We start from the raw sequence: 24,307 nt of genomic DNA on the forward strand, positions 1-24,307 counted from the left end.
GGCAACGCTGGCAGCGCCACGGTGACCACCATCCAAGTGTTCGTGCCTGGCACGGCCACGGGCAGCACCATCACCGGCACGGCCACGGTTGCGACCAGCACGCCAGAGACCACCCTCTCCAACAACACGGCCACGGACACCATGCCCGTGGGCGCGGTCGACATCGTCACCACGCTGGCCTTCCCGACCGCTACCCTAGCCGGCACCACCGCCACGGGCACGGTGACCTTCACCAACAGCAGCAACACCACGGTCAGCTTCACCATCAGCTACCCAGTCAACGGTGTCACCACCACCGAGACCGTCACCGTTGGACCTAACGGCAGCGTCACCCGCACCGTCAGCGTGCCTGTGGGCACCACCCCTGTGGTTGTGACCGCGGGTGCCTCGGGCAGCTCCATCACGGAGAGCAACCTCACCAACAACACACAGACTGCCACCGTCACACCGCTGATCCCGGATGTCTCCATCACATTTGACCTGCCCGCCAGCGCCCAGCCGAACACCACGGTGAGCGCCACGGTGACTGTGGCCAACCTGGGCCAAGGCACGGCCAGCAACGTCGTGACCACCGTCACCTTGAGCACCGGCCAAGTCGTCACCGTCAGTCTGGGGACCTTGAGCCCAACAGGCAACGCTGGCAGCGCCACGGTGACCACCATCCAAGTGTTCGTGCCTGGCACGGCCACGGGCAGCACCATCACCGGCACGGCCACGGTTGCGACCAGCACGCCAGAGACCACCCTCTCCAACAACAGAGCCGTTGATATTGTTGGTTCGTTGTCTGCTGATGTAAGTGTTAGCTTGGTTCTGTCTGCAAACAGTGCTCCTATTGGTAGTACGGTTACTGGAACAGCAACCTTCGTCAATTTGGGTGGTGCATCGTTAACGTTTACTCCAACCTACATCGTTGGCACGACTACGGTAACTGGTGCTCCGATTACTATTGCAGCGGGTGCCAGCGCAACTCAAGCTGTGCCAACCAGCATTACAGTCGGTACTAGCGGTGTAACGGTCACCGCAGGAGTTGGTGCGACCAATATATTGGAAACCACAACTACCAACAATACGACGACACGGGCTGTCACTCCACTTGCACCAAATTCAAGTGTGTCTGGTCGAGTATGGCTCGATGTGAACAGTGACCGTATTTACAGCCTTGGTACTGATCAAGATTTAGCCGGATGGCGTGTTGAATTGCTCAACAGCAGCGGTGTGATTGTTGGCACAGCAACAACGGGTATTACAGGCTCATACACCATCACAGGTCAAGTGCCGAGCTCGATTGCTGGCACATATACGATTCGATTCCGCAATCCAAGCGGAGAAGTGATCGTAACGACCCCATTGAATCAAGCCACCACAACATTCAGTGGTAATGCTTCAACCGGGACAACGACAAGCGCTGTGAATGGAACGCGAACAATTGGTGGCTCAATTGGTAACATCACCTTGTATGCTGGTGATAACACGGTTGAGCAAAACTTGCCGATTGATCCAAGTGGTGTGGTCTACGATGCAGTCACACGATTGCCGGTAGCCGGCGCGCAAGTCACGTTGCTGGGTCCCAATGGCTCTCCAGTACCTGGCGCATGCTTGGTCCAAGGTGCTGCAACTCAAACGACGAACGCAACTGGTATCTACCGATTTGATCTGGTGGGCGTGAATCCACCACCGGCTGGCTGTACGCCTCAAACGGGTGTTTACACATTACAAATTATTCCTCCATCAGGTTATGTTGCTCCTCCAGCAGCGGCCGGCGGCGTAAGTGCACCAGGCGTGGCCGTGGGTGTTGCTGGCAACATCTTCACTCCGCCTAACCAACCGGGCGTTGAGGTTTTGATGCAGCCCAATACAACAGCGCCTGCAGTGGGTGTTAATGGTGCGGCAGCAGTTGGCGCCGTTGGTACTCAGTATTTCCTGAGCTTCAATATCAACCCAGCTTTGAGCTCAGGGGTGATTCACAACCATATTCCACTTGATCCGTTAGCCAGTGGCGCGCTCTTGGTTAGCAAAGTGGGCGATAAGAGTGTTGCCGAGGTGGGTGATTCTGTGAAGTACACCATCCGCATACGCAATACAACACCAGGTGGTATCGCAGGCGTACAGCTTGAAGACTTGTTGCCTGCAGGCTTCCGTTATATTCTTGGTACCGCGCGTTTGAATGCAGCCGTCTTGGCAGATCCTGCTGGCGGCATTGGTCGTGCGCTGACATTTAACATTGGCTCTGCTGGTGCAATTCCCGCTAACACCACGTGGGAGTTGACCTACTTTGTGCGTTTGGGTGTCGGTTCGCAGCAGGGCGACGGAATCAACCGAGCTACTGCTGTCTTCCAGGGCGTAAACGGTGCCGTGCGCTCCAATACGGCTCAGTACCGCGTCCGCGTCCAAGGTGGTGTATTCAGCAATGACGGTTGCATCATCGGTAAAGTCTATGTTGATTGCGACGGTAACCATGTGCAGAACAACGAAAGCGGTTCGCGCGAATTGGGTATTCCAGGCGTGCGTTTGATCATGCTCGATGGTACGCAGATCACTACTGACAGCGAAGGTAAGTACAGTATTTGCGGTGTGAAAGCCCAGACGCATGTGATCAAAGTGGATCGCACCACCATGCCTAAAGGCTCACGTTTGATGCCATCCTCTAACCGCAATGCCGGTGTGGGTGACAGTATCTTTGTGGATCTCAAAGGCGGCGAGATGGCGCGTGCTGATTTCATCGAGGGATCGTGCTCACCTGAGGTGCTTGACCAAGTGAAAGCTCGCCGCGCGCAGGGCAACATCTTGGCGCCAGAGAAAGAAACGCCGCCTGACTTGAAGATTGATAACCGCCCCTTGCAGATTGAGCAGCAAATTCTGCCAAGTCTGCGTCCAGAATCGCCAGCACCCGGCAATGCTGGAGGTAAAGCGCCATGAATTTACGTTTCACCCCTATTGCCTTAGCGATTGCCCTGCTGCCATTGGCTGCGTGGGCTCAACCAGCGCCTTCGACTACTACGGCGGCGACGAGTGCCGACGTGCCAGATGCCAAGAGCCTGTTTGAAACGGGTGGCCAGGCCGATATTGGTCCGCGCCCGTTCAATTCCTTCTTGTCCCGTCTTGCCTCACCAGTTGAAAAGATCAAGCTGGATTCATCCAAAGATAACTTGCCAGCCGACGGTGTGGGTAGCAACGATATCCGCTTGCAATTACTCGACAGCAAAGGGCAAGTGATCAAAGGTGAGCAGCTCGTTACCATCGAGGTCAATGGTGGAGCGCGTATTTTGTTACCAGGGCGATTGACGTCTGAGTCGGGCGCAGATCGTGGCGATATTGATCGCATTACACCGGGCGTGCAAGCTAAAGTAGTGGATGGCTTGTTGACTTTTAAATTGCTCGCACCTTATCAGCCAGATGCTGTGACAGTGCGTGTGAGCGTGCAGGGTGTGAGCGAGCGTTTGGTTGTGCGCTATGTGCCTGATCTGCGCGATTTGATTGCTGTGGGTTTGGTCGAAGGCCGCTTGCGCTCCGATAAATTTGATCCCAAGGCCATTGTGCCAGTGCGTGAAAACGATGGCTTCGAAGAAGAGCTCAAAGGCTTCAACAAAGAATTCAATGGCGGGCGAGCCAATTTTGGTGCGCGCGCGGCTATGTACCTCAAAGGTAAGGTCAAAGGCGATTATCTGCTCACAATGGCATACGACTCCGACAAAGACACGCGTAAGCAGCTTTTCGAATCGATTGATCCGAATGCCTTCTACCCCGTGTACGGAGATTCCAGCTTGAGGACTCAAGATGCGCAAAGTACAGGGAAGCTGTATGTGCGCTTGGATAAAAACCGCAGCTACTTGCTTTGGGGTGACTACACCACCCAAGATCCAAATCCTGCGCGCCGCTTGAGTCAATATAACCGTACTTTACCTGGCGCACGTGCTCACTATGAAGAAGGCAATGCGGTGGTCAATGCTTTCGCTGCGCAAGAGAGCTTCAAGCAGGTGGTGGATGAATTCCCTGCGCGTGGTGTATCAGGCCCATACTCGGTGTCTAATCCGAATGGTATCAAAGGCTCCGAGCGTGTGGAGTTGATCGTACGCAGGCGTGACCAGACCTCTGTGATTCTCAAAGTGACACCGCTTGCCAGAGAGTCAGATTATGAATTTGAACCTTTCAATGGTCAGATTTTGTTCCGCTCCCCTGTTCCAAGCATTGATGATCAACTCAACCCCGTGTCTATCAGGATCAGCTATGAGGTGGAGCAGGGCGGTAAGCGCTACTTTATCTATGGCGCTGATGTTCAATACAAAGTTTCTGATCGCTTGTCTTTAGGCGGTGCAGTTGCGAAAGACAGCAATCCTGTGACAGGCCAAACCTTGTTGGGTGCTAATCTTGCGTTGAAGCTCAGCCAAAACACTGAAGTTATAGCTGAGGTGGCGCGCTCAAAGTCACTGGTGAACACCGACCTCAACGGTTTCAATACCAATAACAGTGCGAACTTTATTGGGAAATCCGGCGAGGTCGATGGCAACGCAGTGCGTGTGGAAATTCGTCACGCTGACGATCAGTTGCGTGCGAATGCGTTTGTTCAGCGCTCGGATAACGATTTCAACAACGCATCGAGTGGTCTGATTGGCGGCAAGCAAGAAATTGGCGGTGCTGCAAGCTACAAAGCAACAGAAAAACTCACGATCACTGCTGATGCGCAACGCTCGCAAGATCGTATCAACGGCAGTCAAAATACCGCAGCTTCGTTGGCTGCAGACCTCAAACTGACGGATCGCCTAACAGTTGGCGGCGGTGTGCGCCGTGTCGAGCAAAACGCGATCAGTGCGGCTCAGCAAACAGTCAGCAACTGCCTGAATACAAGCAACACCTACAGCGGTATTATCTCGGGCTACAACACAGGCTATGGCATCAGCCAAGTGGGCAACCAACAGATTGATCCTGCAACTGGTTTGCCCGTTATTTGCAACACCGCTATCAATCCAGTCAACGCGCCCGCGCAAGCTTTGGATCGTACATCTGTCTTCTTGCGTGCCGGCTACAAAGTTACTGACAACCTGACCGTGGATGGCGAGCTGCAGAATATCAATGGAACCGATCCTGCCAGCACGGCGAAGCTGGGCTTGCGTTACGCCGCTACAAAGAACGTCGACCTCACTGGCGAATTACAGCGTGAGTTTGGCGCTAATGACAATAATCTGTATCGCTTGGGTGCTGATTGGCGCGTGGCTGAGAAAACGCGTTTGTACTCGCGCTATGAGTATTCTCACACCTACAGCGCCAACTACGGCTTGGGTGTTGGCCCGCTCTCACGCGCGTTCGCTCTCGGTATAGACACCCAATACATGCAAGACGGCTCGCTCTACAGCGAATACCGTTTGAACGATGGCAGCTCGGGCAAATCACTGCAAAACGCTATTGGTCTTCGTAATGGCTGGAATGTTGCAGAGGGTCTGCGACTGCAAACCAGTGCGGAGCGTATCAACAGCACCAATGGCAACGCCACCGCTTTGAGTTTGGGTGCAGAGTACACGGCAAATCCCCTGTGGAAGGGCTCAACTCGTATTCAATGGCGTGGTGATAGCGCCAATACCAATTGGCTCTTTACTGCCAGCGCTGCTCGGAAACTGGATCGTGATTGGACATTGATCGCTCGCGAGTATTTGAACCTGATCGATCCGAAAAACGGCACCGCAGATACGCGCCAAAATCGCTTCCAAGTGGGCTTTGCCTATCGCCCCGTAGATAACAACAAGTTTGATGCCCTCGGCTTGTTCGAGCAGAAGACGGACAAATCTGCAGACCGAGATAGCAACACCAATATCGTTAGCTTGCGTGCAAACTACCATCCCTCGCGACCTTGGTGGCTCACGGGGCGGTTTGCTCACAAGCGCGTGAATGAGTTGTTGGCAGGCACGGTGAATGATTCCTACAGCGCAAGCTTAGTTGGTGGCCGCATCACCTATGACATCACCAATCGCTGGAGCATTGGTGGTATCACGACTGTACTGGTTGGGACGGGTGGTGGCAAACAGTATGCCTACGGTTTGGAAGTCGGCTACACCGTGATGGATAACCTGATCGTCGGCTTGGGCTACAACTGGCGCGGCTTTAATGGCGGCGATCTTGCTGGCAGCGATTACACCAATCGTGGCTGGGTACTCAATGTGCGCTACAAGTTTGATGAAGACTTGTTCAAAGGCTCTGACGCCAGCGTGAACCGTACGCTAGATCCCAAGGGTGCATCCGCTATTGGCTCGGGTGCTGCCCCAGGCAATGCTTTGCCACCTACCCCACGATGAATTACCAGACAATGCGCCAAGCTATCAAGAGGCCCGCCATGAAACCCCTGTTTTTAAGCCTTTTTATCTCTCTCACCCTAATGGGGTGCGCGCAGACTGCTACAAAAAATGAAGCGCCAGGTGCGGGCAGTCAAAACGCGGGTCTAGCTGCGCAGCAGCAGCGGATCACTGAAGAGAAGATTTTGGCAGATCGCAAAACCATTGACGCTTTGCAGTTGCGCCTACGCAAACTCAACGAATCGGGTATCCCACAAAACAACTATCCATTGGCCAAAGCACAGTGCTGGCTAGATACTGCCAAAACCCAATACCACGAGAATGACCGTACTGGCTACATTGAAGAGTCGTTGACGGAATCTCAGAAAATCATTCAAGCACTAGAAGCAAATAAGAACGCCAATGTAGGCTTTGACACGCCCTTGGTTGCCCGCAGCACGCGCCTGCGTGATGATTTGTGGATGGAGTTGGGCAAGTACAAAAACAATGCAGCAACGCTCTCTTGCAATGCGCGTACCGTGGCCTGTGCCGAAATTCGTTTGGTGCGCGCGGGTCATGCCGAAGAGCAAACCGGCTGGCGCGCTGCGACGCCGCATGTGATGATGGTGGAAGATGGTCTGCGCCGTGCAGGTGTGGAGGCTGCTGCCTGTGCGCCCGCGGTGGCGCAAGCTGTGCCTGTTCCTGCGCCCGTACCTTCAACAGCCGCACCTGCGCCTATCGTGCGCGAGGTAACGAAAGAGACTTTCGTGATCTTGGCTGACACACTCTTCAAATTCGACAAATCAGGCCGTGACGAAATGCTGCCCGGAGGCAAGGAGCGCTTGGCTGCAGTCGCTAACCGCTTAAAAACCTATCAGTCGATTGCCACTTTGAGCATCGCTGGCCACACAGATCGCTTGGGCACAGACAGCTATAACGATCCCTTGTCTGCTCGCCGTGCGGCAACCGTTCTTGAGCAACTCTCTTCGCTGGGTGTGAAAGCTGCAAAGACTGAAGCTGTTGGCAAAGGCAAACGAGAGCCGGTAACGACACAATGCGGTGACAAACTGGCACGTGCAGAGCTGATCACTTGCCTGCAGCCTGACCGCCGCGTGACGATTGAAGTCACTGGGGTTGTGAAGTAACTGCCTGACCGGTTTGTTGTCTGAAAAAAAAGCGCTGTCTGCAGACAGCGCTTTTTTTATTTTCGGTGAATGTCATCAGCCTGTGTTGCGCAACCCAGCGGCAATCCCGTTGATGCTGATGTGAATTCCGCGCTGTACCTTTTCGTCTAAATCTTCAGGCTTCTTGCCTGCGCGGTAGCGGCGTATCAGTTCTACTTGTAAATGATGCAGTGGATCAATGTAGGGGAAGCGGTGTTGGATGCTTCGTGCAAGAGCCGCATTGCTTGCCAAGCGCTTGCCCTCACCCGTGATCATTTGCAGCGCCTTGGTGGTGCGCTGCCACTCAGCTTCGATTTCGGTGAGGATTTTCTTGCGTAGCTTGGCATCTGGCACGAGCTCGGCGTAGCGCGCGGCTAGCGAGAGATCACTCTTGGCGAGTACCATGTCCATGTTGGAGAGCAGGGTACGGAAGAAGGGCCAATCGCGGTACATTTTTTGTAGCAGCTTGCGCACATCCTGCTTGGGTTGTGAGCCTTTTTCATTCAAAAACTGCTCGACTGCAGAACCGAAACCATACCAACCCGGTAGCGTGGCGCGGCATTGCCCCCAGCTGAAGCCCCAAGGAATGGCGCGCAAATCTTCGATGCGCTGTGTGGCTTTGCGCGATGCGGGGCGAGAGCCGATGTTCAGACCCGCAATCTCTCGCAAAGGCGTGGCGGCGAAGAAATAATCGGTGAAGCCCGGTGTCTCATACACGAGCGAGCGATAAGCGCGCATGGAGAGCTCAGACAATGCTTGCGCCGTATCCACAAAGCTTGCTGGCGCCGCTTTCGTTGGCGTGAGCAGGGTGGCCTCGAGCGTCGCAGCGACCAGAGTCTCCAAATTACGGCGGCCAATATCAGGGTTCGCATACTTGGATGCGATCACTTCACCTTGCTCGGTGACGCGGATTTGCCCACGCACTGTGCCAGGAGGTTGCGCCAAAATGGCTTGGTAGCTTGGGCCACCGCCTCGGCCCACTGTGCCGCCTCGGCCATGGAACATACGCAAGGTGATGCCGTGCGATGCTTTGAGCTCGTCAAACAAATCCACCAAGGCCATCTCGGCGCGATACAGCTCCCAGTTGCTGGTGAAGATACCGCCGTCTTTGTTGCTGTCGGAGTAGCCAAGCATGATGTCTTGCTCGGGGGTGTCGTGCAATGCACCTTCCTTGCTGGAGCGCTTGATCATGGCGGCGATGCCGGGCAGGGCATAGAAATCGCGCATGATAGGCGCGGCGCTTTGCAGATCGGCAATGGTTTCAAAAAGCGGCACGACGATGAGTTCGGCCGTCGCGTCTTCTGACAAGATCCCGCGCATGAGGCCAGTTTCTTTTTGCAGCAGCAGCACTTCCAGCAAATCGCTCACACTTTCGGTGTGGCTGATGATGTAGTGCAGGATGGCGGGCGAGCCATAGCGCTGTCTGGCGCGTTTGGCAGTTTCAAAGATGGCGAGCTCGCTGCGCGCGTGATCACTGTAATCGGCATTCACGACCCGCAATGGGCGCGCATCATTGAGCAGCTTGATCAGCAATGCGCGTTTGGCAGCTTCATCCAAAGAAGAGTAATTCGCCTCGATGCGCGCTGTAGCCAGCAACTCGCTCACCACTTCTTCATGCTTATCGGAGCTCTGCCGCAAATCTATCGTGGCCAGATGAAAGCCAAAGACTTGCACTGCACGAATGAGAGCAGCCAGACGCATGCCCACGAGATGTGCACCATTGGTGGCGTTGAGTGAAGCTTCAATCGTGCGCAAATCGGCCAAGAGCTCCTCACTGCTGCGATAAGGGTTTTGCGGCACAGCGGCATGGCGCGCCGCTTCAGTGCCGGTGAGTTCTTGCAAGGTGGCGGCTAAGCGCGCATACATACCGATCAGGGCGCGGCGATAAGGCTCGTCTTTTCGGTGATCGCTTGCATCTGGGCTGTGGTCGGCCAAAGCTTGCATCTCGGGCGTAACGCCTACCAGCATGAGCGAGGTTGATAGCTCAGCACCTAAGAAATGCACTTCGCGCAAATGGTGACGCAGCACCGTCTCGCTTTGGCGGCGCAGGGCGAGTTCGAGCGTTGCGGCGGTTACATTCGGATTGCCATCACGATCCCCGCCAATCCAATTGCCCATGCGGAAGAAGGCTTCATCAATCTTGCCCACGCGATCTTCCACATCTTCGTACAAGCGCGGAATCTCTTTGAGGAAGGTGGCTTCGAAGTAGGAGAGGGCGTTTTCAATTTCGTCGGCCACCTGCAGCTTGGTATAGCGCAGTAAGCGGGTTTGCCAAAGTTGCGTGACGCGAGCGCGCAGTTGAAGCTCTAGGCTGTTCTTTTCGCGCGCTATTAAATCGGGAGCATCTCGCGCAGACAAGATGCCGGCGATAGCCCTTTCTGCATCCAAAATACTCTTGCGCTGTACCTCGGTGGGGTGTGCGGTGAGCACGGGGGAGATGAAGGCACTTTTGAGCACCTTGGCAACGCCTTTGCTGGTGTGGCCACTGGCTCTAAGCCTTGCAAACGCGGCATCCAAGCTGCCGTCCTGCACATCTCCGCGCCGCTCGTGAATAGCGCGGCGGCGGATGTGATGACGGTCCTCAGCGAGGTTGGCCAAATGGCTGAAATAGGTGAAGGCGCGAATCACGCTGACGGTTTGTTCGTTAGAGAGTGATTTGAGCAACTTCTTGAGCTCGCTCTCGGCTTGACTGTCTGCATGGCGGCGATAGGCCACGGAGAGCTTTCGTACTTTCTCAACGATCTCGTAAACCGCTGCGCCTTCCTGCTCGCGGATCACATCGCCCAAAATCCGCCCCAGAAGACGAATGTCTTCAATCAGCGGGCGATCTTTGTCTTTTTTAGAGTCGGCAGATGAGGGGGCGAGGGGCGTATTCATGCGCAGCATGCTAGCATCGAAGATGGGGTATTCATTACAGGATGGTTACGCCATTTGTTAATAATTTGGAATAGCTCCAATCCTTAAGTTTCATGAAGATTCGAATCGCTACCCGAGAGAGCCGGCTTGCCCTATGGCAGGCTGAGCATGTGCAAGCTTGTTTGCAAAAATTGGGGCACAGCGTGCAGCTTGTGCCGATGACAACGCGTGGCGACCAGATTTTGGATCGCACGCTCTCCAAAGTGGGTGGCAAAGGCCTGTTTGTGAAAGAGCTGGAGCTGGCTTTGCAGGAAGATCGGGCAGATATCGCCGTGCATAGCCTCAAGGATGTGCCCATGCAGTTGGGCGATGAGTTTGAGCTGGCCTGTGTGATGGAGCGGGAAGATCCGCGCGATGCGCTGGTCTCCCCTCACTACGCCTCGATTGCCGAATTGCCCATGGGCAGTGTGGTGGGCACATCCAGCCTGCGCCGCACGGTGCTTTTGCAGGCGCTGCGTCCTGATCTGAAGATTGAGCCGCTGCGGGGGAATTTGGATACGCGCCTGCGCAAGCTCGATGAAGGCCAGTATGCCGCCATTGTGCTGGCCGCCGCGGGCTTGAGGCGCTTAGGCCTGGCCGAGCGCATTGTGCAAACTTTCGAGCCTGAGCATATGCTGCCCGCCGCAGGGCAAGGCGCTTTGGGTATCGAGACTTTGGCTGTGCGCTCTGATCTGCGCGATGCACTTGCCCCACTGGCGCACATGCCCACGTGGCTTGCTGTGAGCGCAGAGCGGGAAGTCAGCCGCAGCATGGGGGGCAGTTGTTCGATGCCACTGGCGGCGTTTGCGATTTGGCAAGATGCTACCTTACAGCTGCGCGCGGCTTGGGGAGATCCTGAGGCCGCGCCGCGTTTGGTGCGCGCCCAGAGCGGCGCTGCAGTGACCACACACGAAGCAGCCCGATCCTTAGGCAAGCAAATCGCTCAGCAGCTTGTCCAAGGCGGTGCACGAGTGTTAAGCTGATCTCACCATGGCACACCTCATCGTCACCCGCCCAGCCGATCAAGCCGCGCCTTGGCTGAAAGTGCTGCGAGACATGGGACATGTTGCCGTGGCGCTGCCCTTGATTGAGATCGCGCCTGTGGAGTCTGAAGATGATGCGCAGGCCTTGGAGTTGGCATGGGCGCGCTTGAAGAGTTTTGATGCGCTGATGTTTGTGAGCAGTTCGGCAGCACAGGCGTTTTTTAAGCCAAATCGGCCTTTCGCCGGCGTAGAGTCTGCGCAACGTGCTATTGATTTAATAGTAAATAAATACCCGAATATTCGCCTCTGGGCGACCGGCCAAGGCACGGTTGCAAGCTTACGCAGCTTGGGGATTCCGGCGCATCGCATTGATGCGCCTTCCGCGCAGGCTGGGCAGTTTGATTCTGAAGCGCTTTGGCAGGTGGTGCAAGACCAGATCCGCGGCGCCAGCCGAGTGCTGATTTTGCGCGGCCGGGATGTGGGTCTGTTTGACAGCAGCCGTGATTGGCTGGCGCAGCAAATCATGGCCCGCGGTGGCGTGCCCACGAAGCTGGTGGTCTACGAGCGCCGTGCGCCCAAGTGGAGTTTGGCGCAAACGGCGCAATGCAGTGCTTGGTTGCGCGATGGCAGCATTTGGCTTCTGAGCAGCTCTCAGGCACTGCGTAATTTGCCCGCCAGCCTCGATGCGCGCCAGGGCATTTGCATTTGCACACATGAGCGCATCGCGCAGGCCGCAAAAGAGCGAGGGTTTGCTGTTGTTTGCACGTCACGCCCCACACTGCAAGATGTGGCTGCGTCGATAAAATCGCTGAATGAACGAAGCAGCGCCTGACGCGAACCATCCTGCACCTCCGCTTGCCTCTGCTGCAACAGAAACGGCCAGCGCTCCTGCACAAGAAAAAGCCGCTGGTTCGCCTCCCTCATTGTCTCGAGCAACTCTGTTTTTTATAGCGCTTACCGCAGTTTCTTTGGCTCTGAGCGGAAGTTTGTGGCTCAAACTCTCCAGCATTCAAGAGGCCTTGGCGCGGCAAAGCGCAGATGCCACAGCGGCCTCTGTGGAAGGCCGCACGCTGGCCAAATCTGCCAGCGAAGCCGTGAAAGAAGTGGCCTCGCGTCAAGCCTTGCAAGAGACGAAGCTGACTGAGGTGGCCATGCAGCGTGCTCAGCTTGAAGAGCTGATGCAAAGCCTCTCGCGTTCACGCGATGAAAATTTGGTCGTTGATCTGGACTCTGCGATTCGCCTGGCGCAGCAGCAGGCCAATCTCACAGGAAGTTTGGAGCCGCTACTTGCCGCGCTGCGCACAGCTGAGCAGCGCGTGAATCGCTCTGCTCAGCCGCGTCTTGCGCCCCTGCAACGCGCCCTGGCCAAAGACATTGATCGTGTGAAATCAGCGAATGTGGCCGACACCCCGAGCTTGCTGATCAAGCTCGATGAGCTCGTGCGTTTGGCCGATGAGATGCCGCTGGCCAATGCAGTTGCTGTGGCTTCCAAAGCGTCGCCCAGCACCTTGCCGACGCGCAAAGTAGCCACGGACGCTACAAACGCAACACAGGGCACAGGTTTGCTCCGTGCCGCGCCCGATTGGCTCAAGAGCTTGGTGGGCGCTGTGCGTGAAGAGGCCAGAGCGCTGGTGCGCGTGAGCCGGATTGACACGCCTGAAGCGGCTTTGCTCTCCCCTGAGCAAAGTTTTTTCGCCCGAGAAAATCTCAAGCTGAAGCTGCTGAACGCTCGCCTGGGCCTGCTCTCTCGCCAATTCGAGAGCACACGCAGCGATCTTGCAGGCGCAACTCAGCTCACGACGCGCTACTTCGATACCAGCTCGCGCAGCGTGCAGCAAGCCACTGGCCTGCTCACGCAAATCCAAACGCAGATCAAGAGCGCGGAGCAGCCGCGCATTGACGACAGCTTGTCTGCGCTGGCCACGTTGTCTGCTTCAACAACGCAGAGCAAGTGATGCGCTTTGCTCTGTGGCTCCTTGCGATTTTTGCGGCGGCGGTAGGCATTGCCTTGTTTGCCACGCGCTCCACAGGCACTGTCACTTTATTCTGGCCTCCCTATCGCATTGATCTTTCGCTCAATCTGGTTTTGCTGTTGTTAAGCGGCTTGTTTGTGTTGTTGTATTTGGCGCTACGTGCCTTCAGCGCCCTGGCTGATTTACCTTCGCAAGCCAAAGCATGGCGTGCGGCTCAGCGCCAGAGCGCCATGCATGCTGAGCTGCGCGATGCGATGGCGCATTTGCTCTCTGGCCGCTTTGCTCGCGCTAAAAAACAAGCCCTGCTCGCGCATCAGCATGCCCTGGCCTTGCCCGATGATGCTGCAAGCAAACATGGCCTAGAGGTGCAATCGATGGCATTGCTGATTGCGGCAGAATCTGCGCAATCTTTGCAAGATGTGCCTGAGCGCGAGCGCTTGGTGCAAGCTGCGCTGGAGGTGCCCTTGCCCAAAAGCGCCCAACATTTCAAAGAAGGTGTGGTTTTGCGTAGCGCGCGCTGGATGCTGGATGAGCATGATCCCAGCACCACGCTCAAACGCTTGGCGACGCTCTCGCAAGGCGCACAGCGCCGCACACTCGCGCTGCGCCTGAAGCTGCGTGCTTTGCAGCAAGCAAAGCGGCAATCGGATGCACTAGAGACGGCGCGATTGCTCGCCAAGCATGGCGGCTTCTCTGAACAAGCTGCGCAAAGCATCGTGCGCAGCTTAGCCATCAGCAGCTTGAGCGAAGCGCATGATGCCGATCAGCTCACGCGCGCTTGGGGCAAGTTGACAGATGCCGAACGCGGCCAAGCCGAAGTCGCCACGCATGCTGCGATGCGCTTGGTCAATCTCTCCGCCGGCTCGCCCGAGGCCTTGGAGTTGCACGAGAGAGCCCGTGCATGGCTAGAGCCGATCTGGCTGCGCTATCCGCAGTTGTCAGAGTCCGCACAAATCCGCGTGGTGCGTGCGCTGGAGGCCAGCTTTTCATCGGATGGCGCAGCCGTGGATCACGCTTGGCTCGCAAAGATAGAAACGGCGCAGCGCCAATTACCCCACGATACGCGCTTGCAATATCTCGCCGGCATGGCATGCCTGCATCGCCAGCTTTGGGGGAAGGCGCAGCAATTGCTCTCTGGCTGCGTGGCGCATTTGGGAGATGAAAACTTGAAGCGCAGCGCTTGGCGCAACTTGGCTTTTTTGGCTGAGCAGCGCGGCGACGCGGAAGCTGCTTTGGCCGCCTGGAAAAAAGCGGCGCATTAAGAGCTGTGTGATAGGCTAGCCAAATGGAACATTCCTCTTGGCTCATTAACTCACTGATTTTCTTGGCTGCAGCCGTAGCGGCTGTACCGATTGCCAAAGCACTGGGCTTGGGCTCCATCATTGGCTATCTTGCTGCGGGCATCATCATCGGCCCTTGGGGATTAGGGCTGGTGAGCGATGTCGAGAGCATCTTGCATTTCGCAGAGTTCGGCGTGGTGCTGATGCTCTTTCTCGTGGGCTTGGAGTTGGAGCCACGCCGTTTGTGGGAGTTGCGGCGGCCGATTTTTGGTTGGGGTTCAGCGCAAATGCTGGGCTGCGCCACTATTCTTTTGATAGCATTTGGCGCAGCATCTATGGCGGCAATTGGCCTCAATCTTTCATGGAAAGTGATGCTGGTGGCGGCTTTGGGCTTGGCGCTGTCTTCCACCGCGATTGCGCTGCAAGTGCTTGGTGAGCGCAACCAGTTGCCCACCACAGGCGGGCAATCAGCGTTTTCGATTTTGCTGTTTCAGGATGTGGCAGCGATCCCGATCTTGGCCTTGTTACCGTTGCTTGCTGTGTCTTCTGGCAGCGGTGGCGGCAACGCTTGGCTGGAAGCCGGCAAAGCGATTGGCGTGATCGTGGCCATCATCGTGGGTGGCCGTTTGCTGCTGCGCAAAGCATTGCGCTGGATTGCGGGTAGCAAAACGCCGGAGATTTTCACCGCCGCTGCATTGCTGCTTGTTGTGGCGATAGCGGCGCTGATGCAGTTCGTCGGCCTCTCGATGGCGTTGGGTGCATTCCTTGCCGGCGTGCTGTTAGCAGAGAGCGAATACCGGCGCGAGCTGGAAACCGATATTGAGCCCTTCAAAGGCTTGCTGCTCGGTCTCTTCTTCATGGCTGTGGGCATGAGCATTGATTTTGGCGTGCTGATGAAATTTCCGCTGCTGATGGCGGCACTCGTGATTGTTTTCATGGCGCTCAAGGCTGTTGTGATTTACGGTTTGGCCAAGCTGATGGGCTTGCCTTACCAAGAGCGCCCCATGTTTACTTTGATGCTGGCGCAGGGCGGTGAGTTTGCCTTCGTGGTGTTTCAGCAAGCGGTTGGGCTGAAGATCTTTGATGCGCAAACTGGCTCGCTGCTCGTGGGCGCTGTGGCGCTATCGATGCTGATCTCACCTCTTATTTTGGTGTTGCTCGATAAATTTCTTATGCCGCGTTTCGCCAATTGTGGCAAGCCCGATGTGCCTGAAATCAGCGAAGAGCAGCACGCGCCCATCATCGTGGCAGGCATTGGCCGCTATGGGCAAATCATCCTGCGCGTGCTAGCGGCTTCGGGCTACAAAGCCACCGTGCTTGATCACGATCCTGAGCAAGTGCAAGGCCTGATGCGCTTTGGCTACCGCGCTTTCTACGGCGATGCGACGCGCCTGGATTTGCTGCGCACAGCAGGAGCGGCTACTGCGAAAGTGCTGGTGGTGGCGGTGGATAGCGTGGAGCAGAGTTTGGAGATTGTGGATATTTGCAAAGAGCATTTTCCGCAGCTCCAGCTGATTGTGCGAGCGCGCAATGTGCAGCATTATTACGAGCTGCGTTCAAGAGGTGTGACGCAGATTCAACGCGAAACCTTTGAATCCGCCTTGCTATCCGCAGAAGACACTTTGCAAGCGCTCGGGCTCACGCCCAGCGATGCGCATGTGAACGCGCAGCGCTTTCGCACCCACAATCTCGCGCAAATCGAAACGGCATGGCCGCATCACAAAGACGAAGAGCGCTTGATCAGCATCGCCAAGGCAGGGCGGCAGCAGTTGGAGGAGCTGATGGCGCAAGAGCGTGAGGTGACGATGCTGGGCGCAGACGCAATAGCGCATCCGCCAGCTAAAGATTGATGCTACTTATTTAATAGCACTCTGCGCAGTAAATACGCCGGCGATATGCCAAAAACGCTTCAAAAAAGAGCATAAAACCTAGATCGCTGCCAACCACACCCTGCCCCTTTAAAATCAGGGCATGCAATCTGTCAAAAAAGAATTACTTGCCGCGCTCGCTTCTGAGCTAGAAACTTTAAGCCCTGGCGCGGGAGCGAAGGCCGCGTTTGAATCGCCCAAAGTGGCCGAGCATGGTGATTTCGCCTGCACGGCAGCGATGCAGCTCTCCAAAGCTCTGAAGAAGAATCCACGTGAACTGGCAACCAGCCTGCGCGAAGCTCTTGCAAAAAATGAGCAATTTGCGAAGTGGGTGAGCGAGATTGAAATCGCCGGCCCCGGCTTTATCAATGTGCGCCTCAAGCCAGAAGCCAAGCAAGAAGTCGTGCGCGAGGTGCTTGCGCAGGCCAATTGCTACGGCTACCAAAAAGAAACCGGCAAGAAGATGATGGTCGAGTTCGTCTCGGCCAATCCCACGGGCCCGCTGCACGTCGGCCATGGCCGGCAAGGGGCTCTGGGCGATGCGATTTGCAATCTCTGGGCGACGCAAGGCGAGCAGGTGTATCGCGAGTTTTATTACAACGATGCGGGCGTGCAGATTAACAATCTCGCCATCTCCACTCAGCTGCGTGCCAAGGGCTTTAAGCCCGGCGATCCTGAGTGGCCAGAGTCCGCCTACAACGGTGAATACATCAACGACATCGCGCAAGATTTCCTCGCCAAGAAAACCGTGCAAGCCGATGACCGCAGCTTCACCGCCAGCGGCGATGTGGAAGACATGGACAGCATCCGCCAATTCGCCGTGGCTTACTTAAGACGCGAGCAAGATTTGGATTTGAAGGCCTTTGAGGTGAAGTTTGACAACTACTACCTCGAATCCAGCCTCTACACCAGTGGCCGCGTGGAATCTGCCGTGCAAAAGCTCAAAGAGGCCGGCAAGACATATGAACAAGACGGCGCGCTTTGGCTCAAGAGCACCGACTACGGTGACGACAAAGACCGCGTGATGAAAAAGAGCGATGGCTCTTATACCTACTTCGTACCCGATGTCGCCTACCACCTCGCCAAATGGGAGCGTGGCTTCCAGCGCGTGGTGAACATTCAAGGCACAGACCATCACGGCACGATCGCTCGCGTGCGCGCCGGCTTGCAAGCCGCAGGCTCGGGCATCCCCGAGGGCTACCCCGATTACGTGCTGCACACCATGGTGCGCGTGATCAAAGATGGCCAAGAAGTGAAAATCTCCAAGCGCACGGGTGGCTACGTCACACTGCGCGATTTGATTGATTGGACGAGCAAAGATGCCGTGCGCTTCTTCCTGCTCTCGCGCAAGCCCGATACCGAATACACCTTCGATATTGATCTCGCCGTGCAGAAGAACAACGACAACCCGGTGTATTACGTGCAATACGCGCATGCCCGCATTTGCTCCGTGCTCGCAGCGTGGGCTGAAAAAGAAGGCGGTGATGCGGCCACTTTGGGCAAGGTTGATCTAAGCGCTTTGAACACCCCGGCCGCCCAAAGCCTGATGCTTGCTTTGGCCAAGTATCCCGAGATGCTCACGGCTGCTGCGCGTGATTTCGCTGCGCACGACGTGACGTTCTACCTGCGTGATCTGGCCGCCACCTACCATTCTTACTACGATGCCGAGCGCATCTTGGTGGAGGATGAAAGCGTGAAAAAAGCCCGTTTGGCGCTGGTGGCCGCCACAGCGCAAGTGATTCGTAACGGATTGGCCATCCTCGGTGTGAGCGCACCCGCTAAGATGTGAACATGGATATGAACAACCTCTCTTCGCCTCAGGCACGATCACAACGCGGCGGCACTTTCCTGGGCGTCGTGCTTGGCCTGATGCTGGGCCTCGGCGCGGCTTTGGCCGTGGCCATCTACGTGACCAAAGTACCCATCCCTTTCACCAACAAAGGGGCGACAAAAAACAGCGCCGAGCAAGATGCGCAGGAGAGCCAGAAAAACAAAAACTGGGATCCGAATGCACCGTTGTATGGAAAAAATCCTGCCAAACCTTCAGCTTCTGGCACGGTAGGCACGGCGACCATGGCCACCGCACCGACTGCGGCGGCTAGTGCGCCCAAAGCCGCCGCCTCTGCACCCAAGGCGGCAGCTTCTGCGCCCAAGACCGCCGCATCCGCCCCCAAATCTTCCGCTGATCCGCTGGGTGATCTGGCCAAGGCCAAAACCGCTGGCACGGCGACAGCAGCGGTCTCGGGTGCCGATCCCTTCACTTATTTCGTCCAGGCCGGCGCTTTCCGCACCAGTGAAGATGCCGAAGCGCAAAAAGCCAAGCTCAGCATGGCTGGCTTCCAAGCCAATATCACCGAGCGCGAGCAATCCGGCCGCACGGTCTTCCGTGTGCGTGTGGGCCCGATGGACAAAAAAGACGAGGCCGACAAAACCAAAGAAAAGCTCGATGGTGCAGGCTTCGAAACAGCGATTGTTCGCATCCAGCGTTAAATACAACACACATCCCCTCAGTCTGCCAGCCGGAACTATGTCAGCCCGCACGGGCTCAACAGCGTTACTTGATCATTGCGTCCTCTTCATTCGGAGAATTTAATATGTTTCGTCGCGACCTCATCCAAACCGCCAGCGCTTTGAGTTTGGCCTGCGCCTTGCCTGTGGCTGCTTTTGCCCAGCAGCGTGGCTACCAAGAAGGGCAAGACTATGTGGCGCTGGATAAACGTGTACCCTCCGATAGTGCAGCTGGCCGTGTGGAAGTGATCGAATTCTTTTGGTACAACTGCCCTCACTGCAATGCCTTTGAGCCCCAGCTCGAGCAGTGGGTTGCCAAGCTACCCAAGGATGTATCGCTGCGTCGCGTGCCGGTGGCCTTTCGTGATGAATTTGTGCCGCAGCAGCGCCTGTTTTACACGCTGGAAGCGATGGGTAAGGTTCAAGAACTGCATAAGAAAGTCTTCTACGCCATCCATGTAGAAAAGCGCAAACTCGACACGCAAGCCAATATCGGCGAATGGATCGCATCCCAAGGCGTTGATCGTGCCAAATTTGATGAGCTGTACAACTCTTTCGCCGTACAAACCAAGGCCACGCGCGCTAAGAAGTTGCAAGACGATTACAAAGTTGGCGGCGTGCCGGCGATGGGCATTGCTGGCCGTTTCTACACCGATGGCTCGTTGGCGCAGAGTATGAGCCGCGCTTTGCAAATCACCGATTTCTTGGTTGCAGAAATCAAAAAAGGCCGTTAATCCAGCAGCTTTTATAAGTCAAATCGGCCGATAGCCGGCATCTAATCTGCGCAAACAGCTATTAAATTAATAGCGTCTAGCGATCCGCTGGATGCCCCATGCGCATATCGTCCAGATAGTCTTTGCTGATGTTGATGCTGCTCTGAATGCCGACTTCGTCGTAATGCCTCTTGAGCCAGCGCTGTGCGCAGGTTTTGCCCAATTCAAACAGTGCCTCAATCAACTGCCCGTCGGCATGGGATTTGGTGGAAGCTGGGTAGGCTTCCAGCGCTTCGCCGCCATCAATGCGGTGCATGCGGATAGAGCGGTAGCGTTCGGCGGGCAGATAGGCTTTGTCGATCAATCGGTTGACCAAATCAATCGCGCGCATCTGCGCCAGCAAACTGGCGTTGAAGGTCAGCTCGTTCACCCGATCCATGATCTCGCTCTCGTTATCGGGCACTGCATTGCGCTCCACGGGGTTGATCTGGATCAGCACGATATCGCTGGCTTGGCAGCGGTAAATCAGCGGGTGCAGGGCGGGGTTGCCGCTGAATCCACCATCCCAATAATGCTCGCCCTCCACCTCCACCGCGCGAAAAAGCGTCGGCAGGCAGGCCGAAGCCATCACCGCAGCTTCTGTGAGACGTTTGCCTGAAAAGATCTCGGCTTTGCCGGTTTTCACATGCGTGGCACACACATGGATCAGCGGCGAAGCAGCTTTGGCCAACTTCTTGAAATCCACACAATCCGCCAGCAGCTCGCGCAAGGGGTTGATATCCAGCGGGTTGAATTGGTAAGGCGAGAGTGAGGCGCCGCTGGCGCGCCAGCCGGAAAGCCACATCTGCGCCCAGCCGCGCTGTAGTTTGCTCGCTTCGCCCAGCCGAGCCACCTTGCGCCAAAAATCAGCCAAAGCCGCGCGCGCGGCCTGCCGCGCCGCTGCTGGATCATCGGGGTGCTGCGCAAAACCATGCCCCAGCACAGCAGCATTCATCGCCCCTGCGCTCGCGCCGCTGATGCCATCGAGCTGCAAGCGCCCATCTTCCAAGAGCGCATCCATCACGCCCCATGTAAACGCGCCATGCGAACCGCCGCCTTGCAGAGCCAGGCTCACGGTTTTCTGCGGTGCATCTGGAGCGATGGGGCTTTGTGGTGAAGAAACTTCGTCATTCATCTTGAGTCGCCCTTAAACGATGCATTGTAGTGAGCCTTGCATTCAAAAAATATGCCAAAAAGCGGCGGGCTGATGTCAGTTTGATGACACTGATTGATATGGTTTTGATAGCACTTTCCGCAGGCTCGTAGCCGGCGATACGGCTATTTCGGTATAAATTTAATCGAAGTACAATGCCCTGATGCAACGCCGTTCATTTCTCATTCAGAGCACTGCCATGGCTTCAGGTGTTTGCTTGTCTGCCTGTGCACCATCGCTAGAGCCTGACAAAGTGCAAAGCCTCTCGCAAGCCTTGCTCTGGTTGGATCAGCTCGAAACCGCCCCAGGCGTGAAGACCACGGGCGCATGGCCTTTGTCAGCCGTGCTAGAGCACCTCTCGCAAAGCATCGAAATGAGCATGGATGGCTTTTCGCAGCCCAAAAGCGCTTTGTTTCAAAATACCGTGGGCGCAGCGGCATTCCAAGTCTTCAAGCTGCGTGGCCAAATGAGCCATTCCTTGGCAGAGCCCATCCCCGGCGCGCCCGTGCTCACGCCTTCGCCCGAATGGCGTCCGGCTGCAAATCGCCTGCGCGCCGCCATCAGCCGTTTCAACGCCCACAGCGCTGCTTTGAAGCCGCATTTCGCCTATGGCACCTTAAGCAAGGCAGATTACGCAGTCGCCCACAGCCTGCACATTGCCAATCATCAAGACGACATCGCCATCCATAAGCTCGCTTGAGATGCGTTTTAGAGTCTGTCTCTAAAGATGTTTGACAGGCTTTCAAAATCTGTGGCATAATTCAAGGCTTCGCGCAAAAAGCGTGTGGATATTCATCTGCATTAGCAATCTGCGCATCTTGCCCAAACGCAGTCGGGTTTGAGAAATCAAATCAGAATGCGACGGGCCCAAGACTGCTTTCGATGGTTTGAAATGGTTCAAACAGTCGGAGACAAGTTGGGAAGAATTTGAAATGATCCAAACTGAATCTCGACTCGATGTCGCTGACAACACGGGTGCTAAATCCGTGTTGTGTATCAAGGTGCTCGGTGGCTCCAAGCGCCGCTACGCATCCGTGGGCGATGTGATCAAGGTGAGCATCAAAGAAGCTGCTCCCCGTGGTCGCGTCAAAAAAGGCGAAATCTACAACGCTGTTGTGGTGCGCACCGCCAAAGGCATCCGCCGCGGCGATGGCTCGCTCGTGAAATTCGATGGCAACGCAGCTGTGTTGCTCAATGCCAAGCTGGAGCCTATCGGCACCCGCATCTTCGGCCCCGTGACCCGTGAACTCCGTACGGAAAAGTTCATGAAGATCGTGTCCTTGGCACCTGAAGTCCTGTAAAGAGGCATTCCATGAACAAACTTCGCACCGGCGACGAAATCATCGTCCTCGCAGGCCGAGACAAAGGCAAGCGCGGCAAGATCACGTCTCGCAAAGATGAAACTCATTTGCTGATTGACGGTATTAACCTCGTCAAAAAGCACACCAAACCCAATCCCCTGAAAAACACCACGGGCGGTATTGTTGAAAAGGCCATGCCAATTCACCAGTCCAACGTCGCGATTTTCAACAGTGCAACCGGCAAGGCCGATCGCGTGGGCATCAAAGTAGAAGGCGACAAAAAAGTCCGCGTCTACAAGTCCAGCGGCGCTGAAATCAAAGCAGCCTGAAGGTAAATCATCATGGCACGTTTTAAACAACACTACCAAGACAAAGTCGTTCCCCAGTTGATGGAGAAGTTCGGCTACAAGTCTGTTATGGAAGTCCCGCGCATCACCAAAATCACGCTCAATATGGGTGTGGGTGAGGCTGTTGCAGACAAAAAGGTTATGGACAACGCCGTTGGCGACATGACCAAAATCGCTGGCCAAAAGCCAGTCGTTACCAAGGCGCGTAAAGCGATTGCCGGATTCAAGATCCGCGAGCAATTGCCTATCGGCTGCATGGTCACGCTGCGCGGCGAGCACATGTATGAATTCTTGGATCGTTTCATCACCATTTCGCTGCCACGCGTGCGCGATTTCCGTGGTGTGTCCGGTCGCGCTTTTGATGGCCGTGGCAATTACAACATCGGCGTGAAAGAGCAGATCATTTTCCCTGAGATCGAGTACGACAAAGTTGATGCCGTGCGTGGTCTCAATATCAGCATCACGACGACTGCGAAAACCGATGACGAGTGCAAAGCTCTTCTCACCGGCTTCCGCTTCCCGTTCAAGAACTGAAGTTAAGGATCGAGAAATACCATGGCTAAAGCTGCATTGATCCAGCGCGAACTCAAGCGCGAAAAACTGGCTGCCAAGTTTGCCAAGAAGTATGCCGAATTGAAGGCAACTGCTACTGACGCAAACAAGTCACCCGAAGAACAAATGGCTGCGCGTTTGGGCTTGAACAAGCTCCCACGCAACGCTAACCCTAACCGTCAGCGCAACCGCTGCGAAATCACGGGTCGTCCCCGTGGTACCTACAAGCAATTTGGCTTGGGTCGCATGAAGGTTCGTGAAATGGCTTTTGCCGGTGAAATCCCCGGCATGACCAAGGCCAGCTGGTAAAGCGAAGGAAAACAAACATGAGCATGAGTGATCCTATCGCCGACCTGTTGACGCGCATCCGCAATGCGCAGATGGTCGCCAAAACTACCGTGTCGTTGCCAGCTTCCAAGCTGAAGGCCGCGATCGCCCAGGTGCTGAAAGACGAAGGCTACATCGACGGATTCAAAGTGAACACCGTTGATGGCAAGTCTGAGCTTGAAATCGCCTTGAAATATTACGCTGGCCGTCCTGTGATCGAGCGTCTGGAGCGCGTAAGCCGCCCTGGTCTGCGCGTTTACAAGGGCAAGGGCAGCATTCCTCAAGTCATGAACGGCTTGGGCGTTGCTATCGTGACCACCCCGCAAGGCGTGATGACCGATCGCAAAGCCCGCGCTACCGGTGTCGGTGGCGAAGTGCTGTGCTACGTCGCTTAAACGGGAAGGAAAACTAACATGTCCCGCGTAGGAAAAATGCCCGTGACCGTGCCAGCTGGCGTGGAAGTCACCATCGGTGCTGACAAAATTGCTGTGAAGGGTTCGGGCGGTACGCTGTCTGTCGCCGCTCACGCTCTGGTCGCCATCAAAAACGAAGCTGGCAAGCTCAGCTTCTCTCCTGTTGATGAGTCTCGCGAAGCCAATGCCATGAGCGGCACGCTGCGCCAACTCGTTAACAACATGGTGGTTGGTGTGACCAAAGGCTTTGAGAAGAAGCTCAACCTCGTTGGCGTGGGCTACAAGGCCACCGCTTCCGGCGCTAAGCTGAATCTGGCTGTGGGTTACTCACACCCTGTCAACTTTGAAATGCCTGCTGGCATTACGGTTGCTACACCAGCCCCGACCGAAATCATCATCAAAGGCGCTGACCGTCAACGTGTCGGTCAGATCGCTGCTGAAATCCGTGCCGTGCGTCCTCCTGAGCCTTACAAAGGCAAAGGCATCCGTTATTCGGATGAGAAGATCACGATCAAGGAAACGAAGAAGAAATAAG

General features: G+C 55.9%; 20 protein-coding genes. 18 read left to right on the forward strand and 2 right to left on the reverse strand.

Features of this window, described 5'->3' with window-relative positions:
• The 3 genes from KIH26_RS00005 to KIH26_RS00015 form a co-directional block, all read left to right on the forward strand.
• Window positions 1-2,916 (forward strand): SdrD B-like domain-containing protein (locus KIH26_RS00005; protein WP_213441225.1); only part of this gene is annotated, 2,916 nt, incomplete at its 5' end.
• Window positions 2,913-6,281 carry a hypothetical protein gene (locus KIH26_RS00010; RefSeq protein WP_213441227.1) on the forward strand — a complete coding sequence of 1,123 codons (3,369 nt, stop codon included), beginning with the start codon at window positions 2,913-2,915 and terminating at the stop codon, window positions 6,279-6,281. The genes KIH26_RS00005 and KIH26_RS00010, both read left to right, overlap by 4 nt.
• A gap of 38 nt (window positions 6,282-6,319) precedes the next feature.
• Window positions 6,320-7,402 (forward strand): OmpA family protein, encoded by a 1,083-nt coding sequence (locus tag KIH26_RS00015; protein ID WP_213441229.1) that lies wholly within the window; start codon window positions 6,320-6,322, stop codon window positions 7,400-7,402.
• Between the two features lie 75 nt (window positions 7,403-7,477).
• Here the strand turns inward: KIH26_RS00015 and ppc are convergent, their stop codons facing one another.
• A complete protein-coding gene (gene ppc, locus KIH26_RS00020) occupies window positions 7,478-10,297 on the reverse strand; it encodes a phosphoenolpyruvate carboxylase (RefSeq protein ID WP_249660884.1) in 2,820 nt (939 codons plus the stop codon).
• Between the two features lie 92 nt (window positions 10,298-10,389).
• On the opposite strand from ppc, the gene hemC reads away from it, so the two are divergent.
• From hemC to KIH26_RS00060, 8 genes are all read left to right on the forward strand, one after another.
• Window positions 10,390-11,298: a hydroxymethylbilane synthase gene (gene hemC, locus KIH26_RS00025; protein ID WP_213441233.1), complete on the forward strand. Its 909-nt coding sequence runs from the start codon at window positions 10,390-10,392 to the stop codon at window positions 11,296-11,298.
• A 7-nt stretch (window positions 11,299-11,305) separates the two neighbouring features.
• Window positions 11,306-12,130, forward strand: coding sequence for a uroporphyrinogen-III synthase (locus KIH26_RS00030; protein WP_213441235.1), 825 nt, complete (start codon window positions 11,306-11,308; stop codon window positions 12,128-12,130).
• A complete protein-coding gene (locus tag KIH26_RS00035; protein ID WP_213441237.1) occupies window positions 12,111-13,253 on the forward strand; it encodes a uroporphyrinogen-III C-methyltransferase in 1,143 nt (380 codons plus the stop codon). The genes KIH26_RS00030 and KIH26_RS00035 overlap by 20 nt, the downstream gene beginning before the upstream one ends.
• Window positions 13,253-14,533, forward strand: coding sequence for a heme biosynthesis HemY N-terminal domain-containing protein (locus KIH26_RS00040; protein WP_213441239.1), 1,281 nt, complete (start codon window positions 13,253-13,255; stop codon window positions 14,531-14,533). Before KIH26_RS00035 ends, KIH26_RS00040 begins: the two co-directional genes overlap by 1 nt.
• A gap of 23 nt (window positions 14,534-14,556) precedes the next feature.
• A complete protein-coding gene (gene kefC / locus KIH26_RS00045; RefSeq protein ID WP_213441241.1) occupies window positions 14,557-16,401 on the forward strand; it encodes a glutathione-regulated potassium-efflux system protein KefC in 1,845 nt (614 codons plus the stop codon).
• 121 nt (window positions 16,402-16,522) lie between these two features.
• Window positions 16,523-18,208 (forward strand): arginine--tRNA ligase, encoded by a 1,686-nt coding sequence (gene argS / locus KIH26_RS00050; protein ID WP_213441243.1) that lies wholly within the window; start codon window positions 16,523-16,525, stop codon window positions 18,206-18,208.
• 8 nt (window positions 18,209-18,216) lie between these two features.
• On the forward strand, window positions 18,217-18,909 hold the full coding sequence (locus tag KIH26_RS00055; RefSeq protein WP_213444561.1) for an SPOR domain-containing protein: 693 nt from the start codon (window positions 18,217-18,219) through the stop codon (window positions 18,907-18,909).
• 104 nt (window positions 18,910-19,013) lie between these two features.
• Complete coding sequence (locus tag KIH26_RS00060) at window positions 19,014-19,661, forward strand: thiol:disulfide interchange protein DsbA/DsbL (RefSeq protein WP_213441245.1); 648 nt, start codon at window positions 19,014-19,016, stop codon at window positions 19,659-19,661.
• A gap of 76 nt (window positions 19,662-19,737) precedes the next feature.
• Here the strand turns inward: KIH26_RS00060 and KIH26_RS00065 are convergent, their stop codons facing one another.
• On the reverse strand, window positions 19,738-20,814 hold the full coding sequence (locus tag KIH26_RS00065) for a patatin-like phospholipase family protein (protein ID WP_213441247.1): 1,077 nt from the start codon (window positions 20,812-20,814) through the stop codon (window positions 19,738-19,740).
• A 181-nt stretch (window positions 20,815-20,995) separates the two neighbouring features.
• Between KIH26_RS00065 and KIH26_RS00070 the strand changes: the two genes are divergently transcribed.
• From KIH26_RS00070 to rplF, 7 genes are all read left to right on the forward strand, one after another.
• Complete coding sequence (locus KIH26_RS00070) at window positions 20,996-21,532, forward strand: DUF1569 domain-containing protein (RefSeq protein ID WP_213441249.1); 537 nt, start codon at window positions 20,996-20,998, stop codon at window positions 21,530-21,532.
• A 232-nt stretch (window positions 21,533-21,764) separates the two neighbouring features.
• On the forward strand, window positions 21,765-22,133 hold the full coding sequence (rplN, locus tag KIH26_RS00075) for a 50S ribosomal protein L14 (protein ID WP_213441251.1): 369 nt from the start codon (window positions 21,765-21,767) through the stop codon (window positions 22,131-22,133).
• 11 nt (window positions 22,134-22,144) lie between these two features.
• The gene (rplX, locus tag KIH26_RS00080) at window positions 22,145-22,462 is read left to right on the forward strand and encodes a 50S ribosomal protein L24 (protein WP_213441253.1); all 318 of its coding nucleotides are present in this window, start codon (window positions 22,145-22,147) and stop codon (window positions 22,460-22,462) included.
• Window positions 22,463-22,474: 12 nt separating this feature from the next.
• Window positions 22,475-23,014, forward strand: a complete 540-nt coding sequence (gene rplE, locus KIH26_RS00085) for a 50S ribosomal protein L5 (RefSeq protein ID WP_213441255.1) — start codon at window positions 22,475-22,477, stop codon at window positions 23,012-23,014.
• Between the two features lie 21 nt (window positions 23,015-23,035).
• Window positions 23,036-23,341, forward strand: coding sequence for a 30S ribosomal protein S14 (rpsN, locus tag KIH26_RS00090; protein ID WP_213441257.1), 306 nt, complete (start codon window positions 23,036-23,038; stop codon window positions 23,339-23,341).
• Window positions 23,342-23,358: 17 nt separating this feature from the next.
• On the forward strand, window positions 23,359-23,754 hold the full coding sequence (gene rpsH / locus KIH26_RS00095; RefSeq protein WP_213441259.1) for a 30S ribosomal protein S8: 396 nt from the start codon (window positions 23,359-23,361) through the stop codon (window positions 23,752-23,754).
• An 18-nt stretch (window positions 23,755-23,772) separates the two neighbouring features.
• Window positions 23,773-24,306: a 50S ribosomal protein L6 gene (rplF, locus tag KIH26_RS00100; protein WP_213441261.1), complete on the forward strand. Its 534-nt coding sequence runs from the start codon at window positions 23,773-23,775 to the stop codon at window positions 24,304-24,306.
• The last annotated feature ends 1 nt before the right edge of the window (window position 24,307 follow it).

It is taken from the genome of Variovorax sp. PCZ-1 (genome assembly GCF_018413605.1).
Classification (GTDB): Bacteria; Pseudomonadota; Gammaproteobacteria; order Burkholderiales; family Burkholderiaceae_C; genus JANMDU01.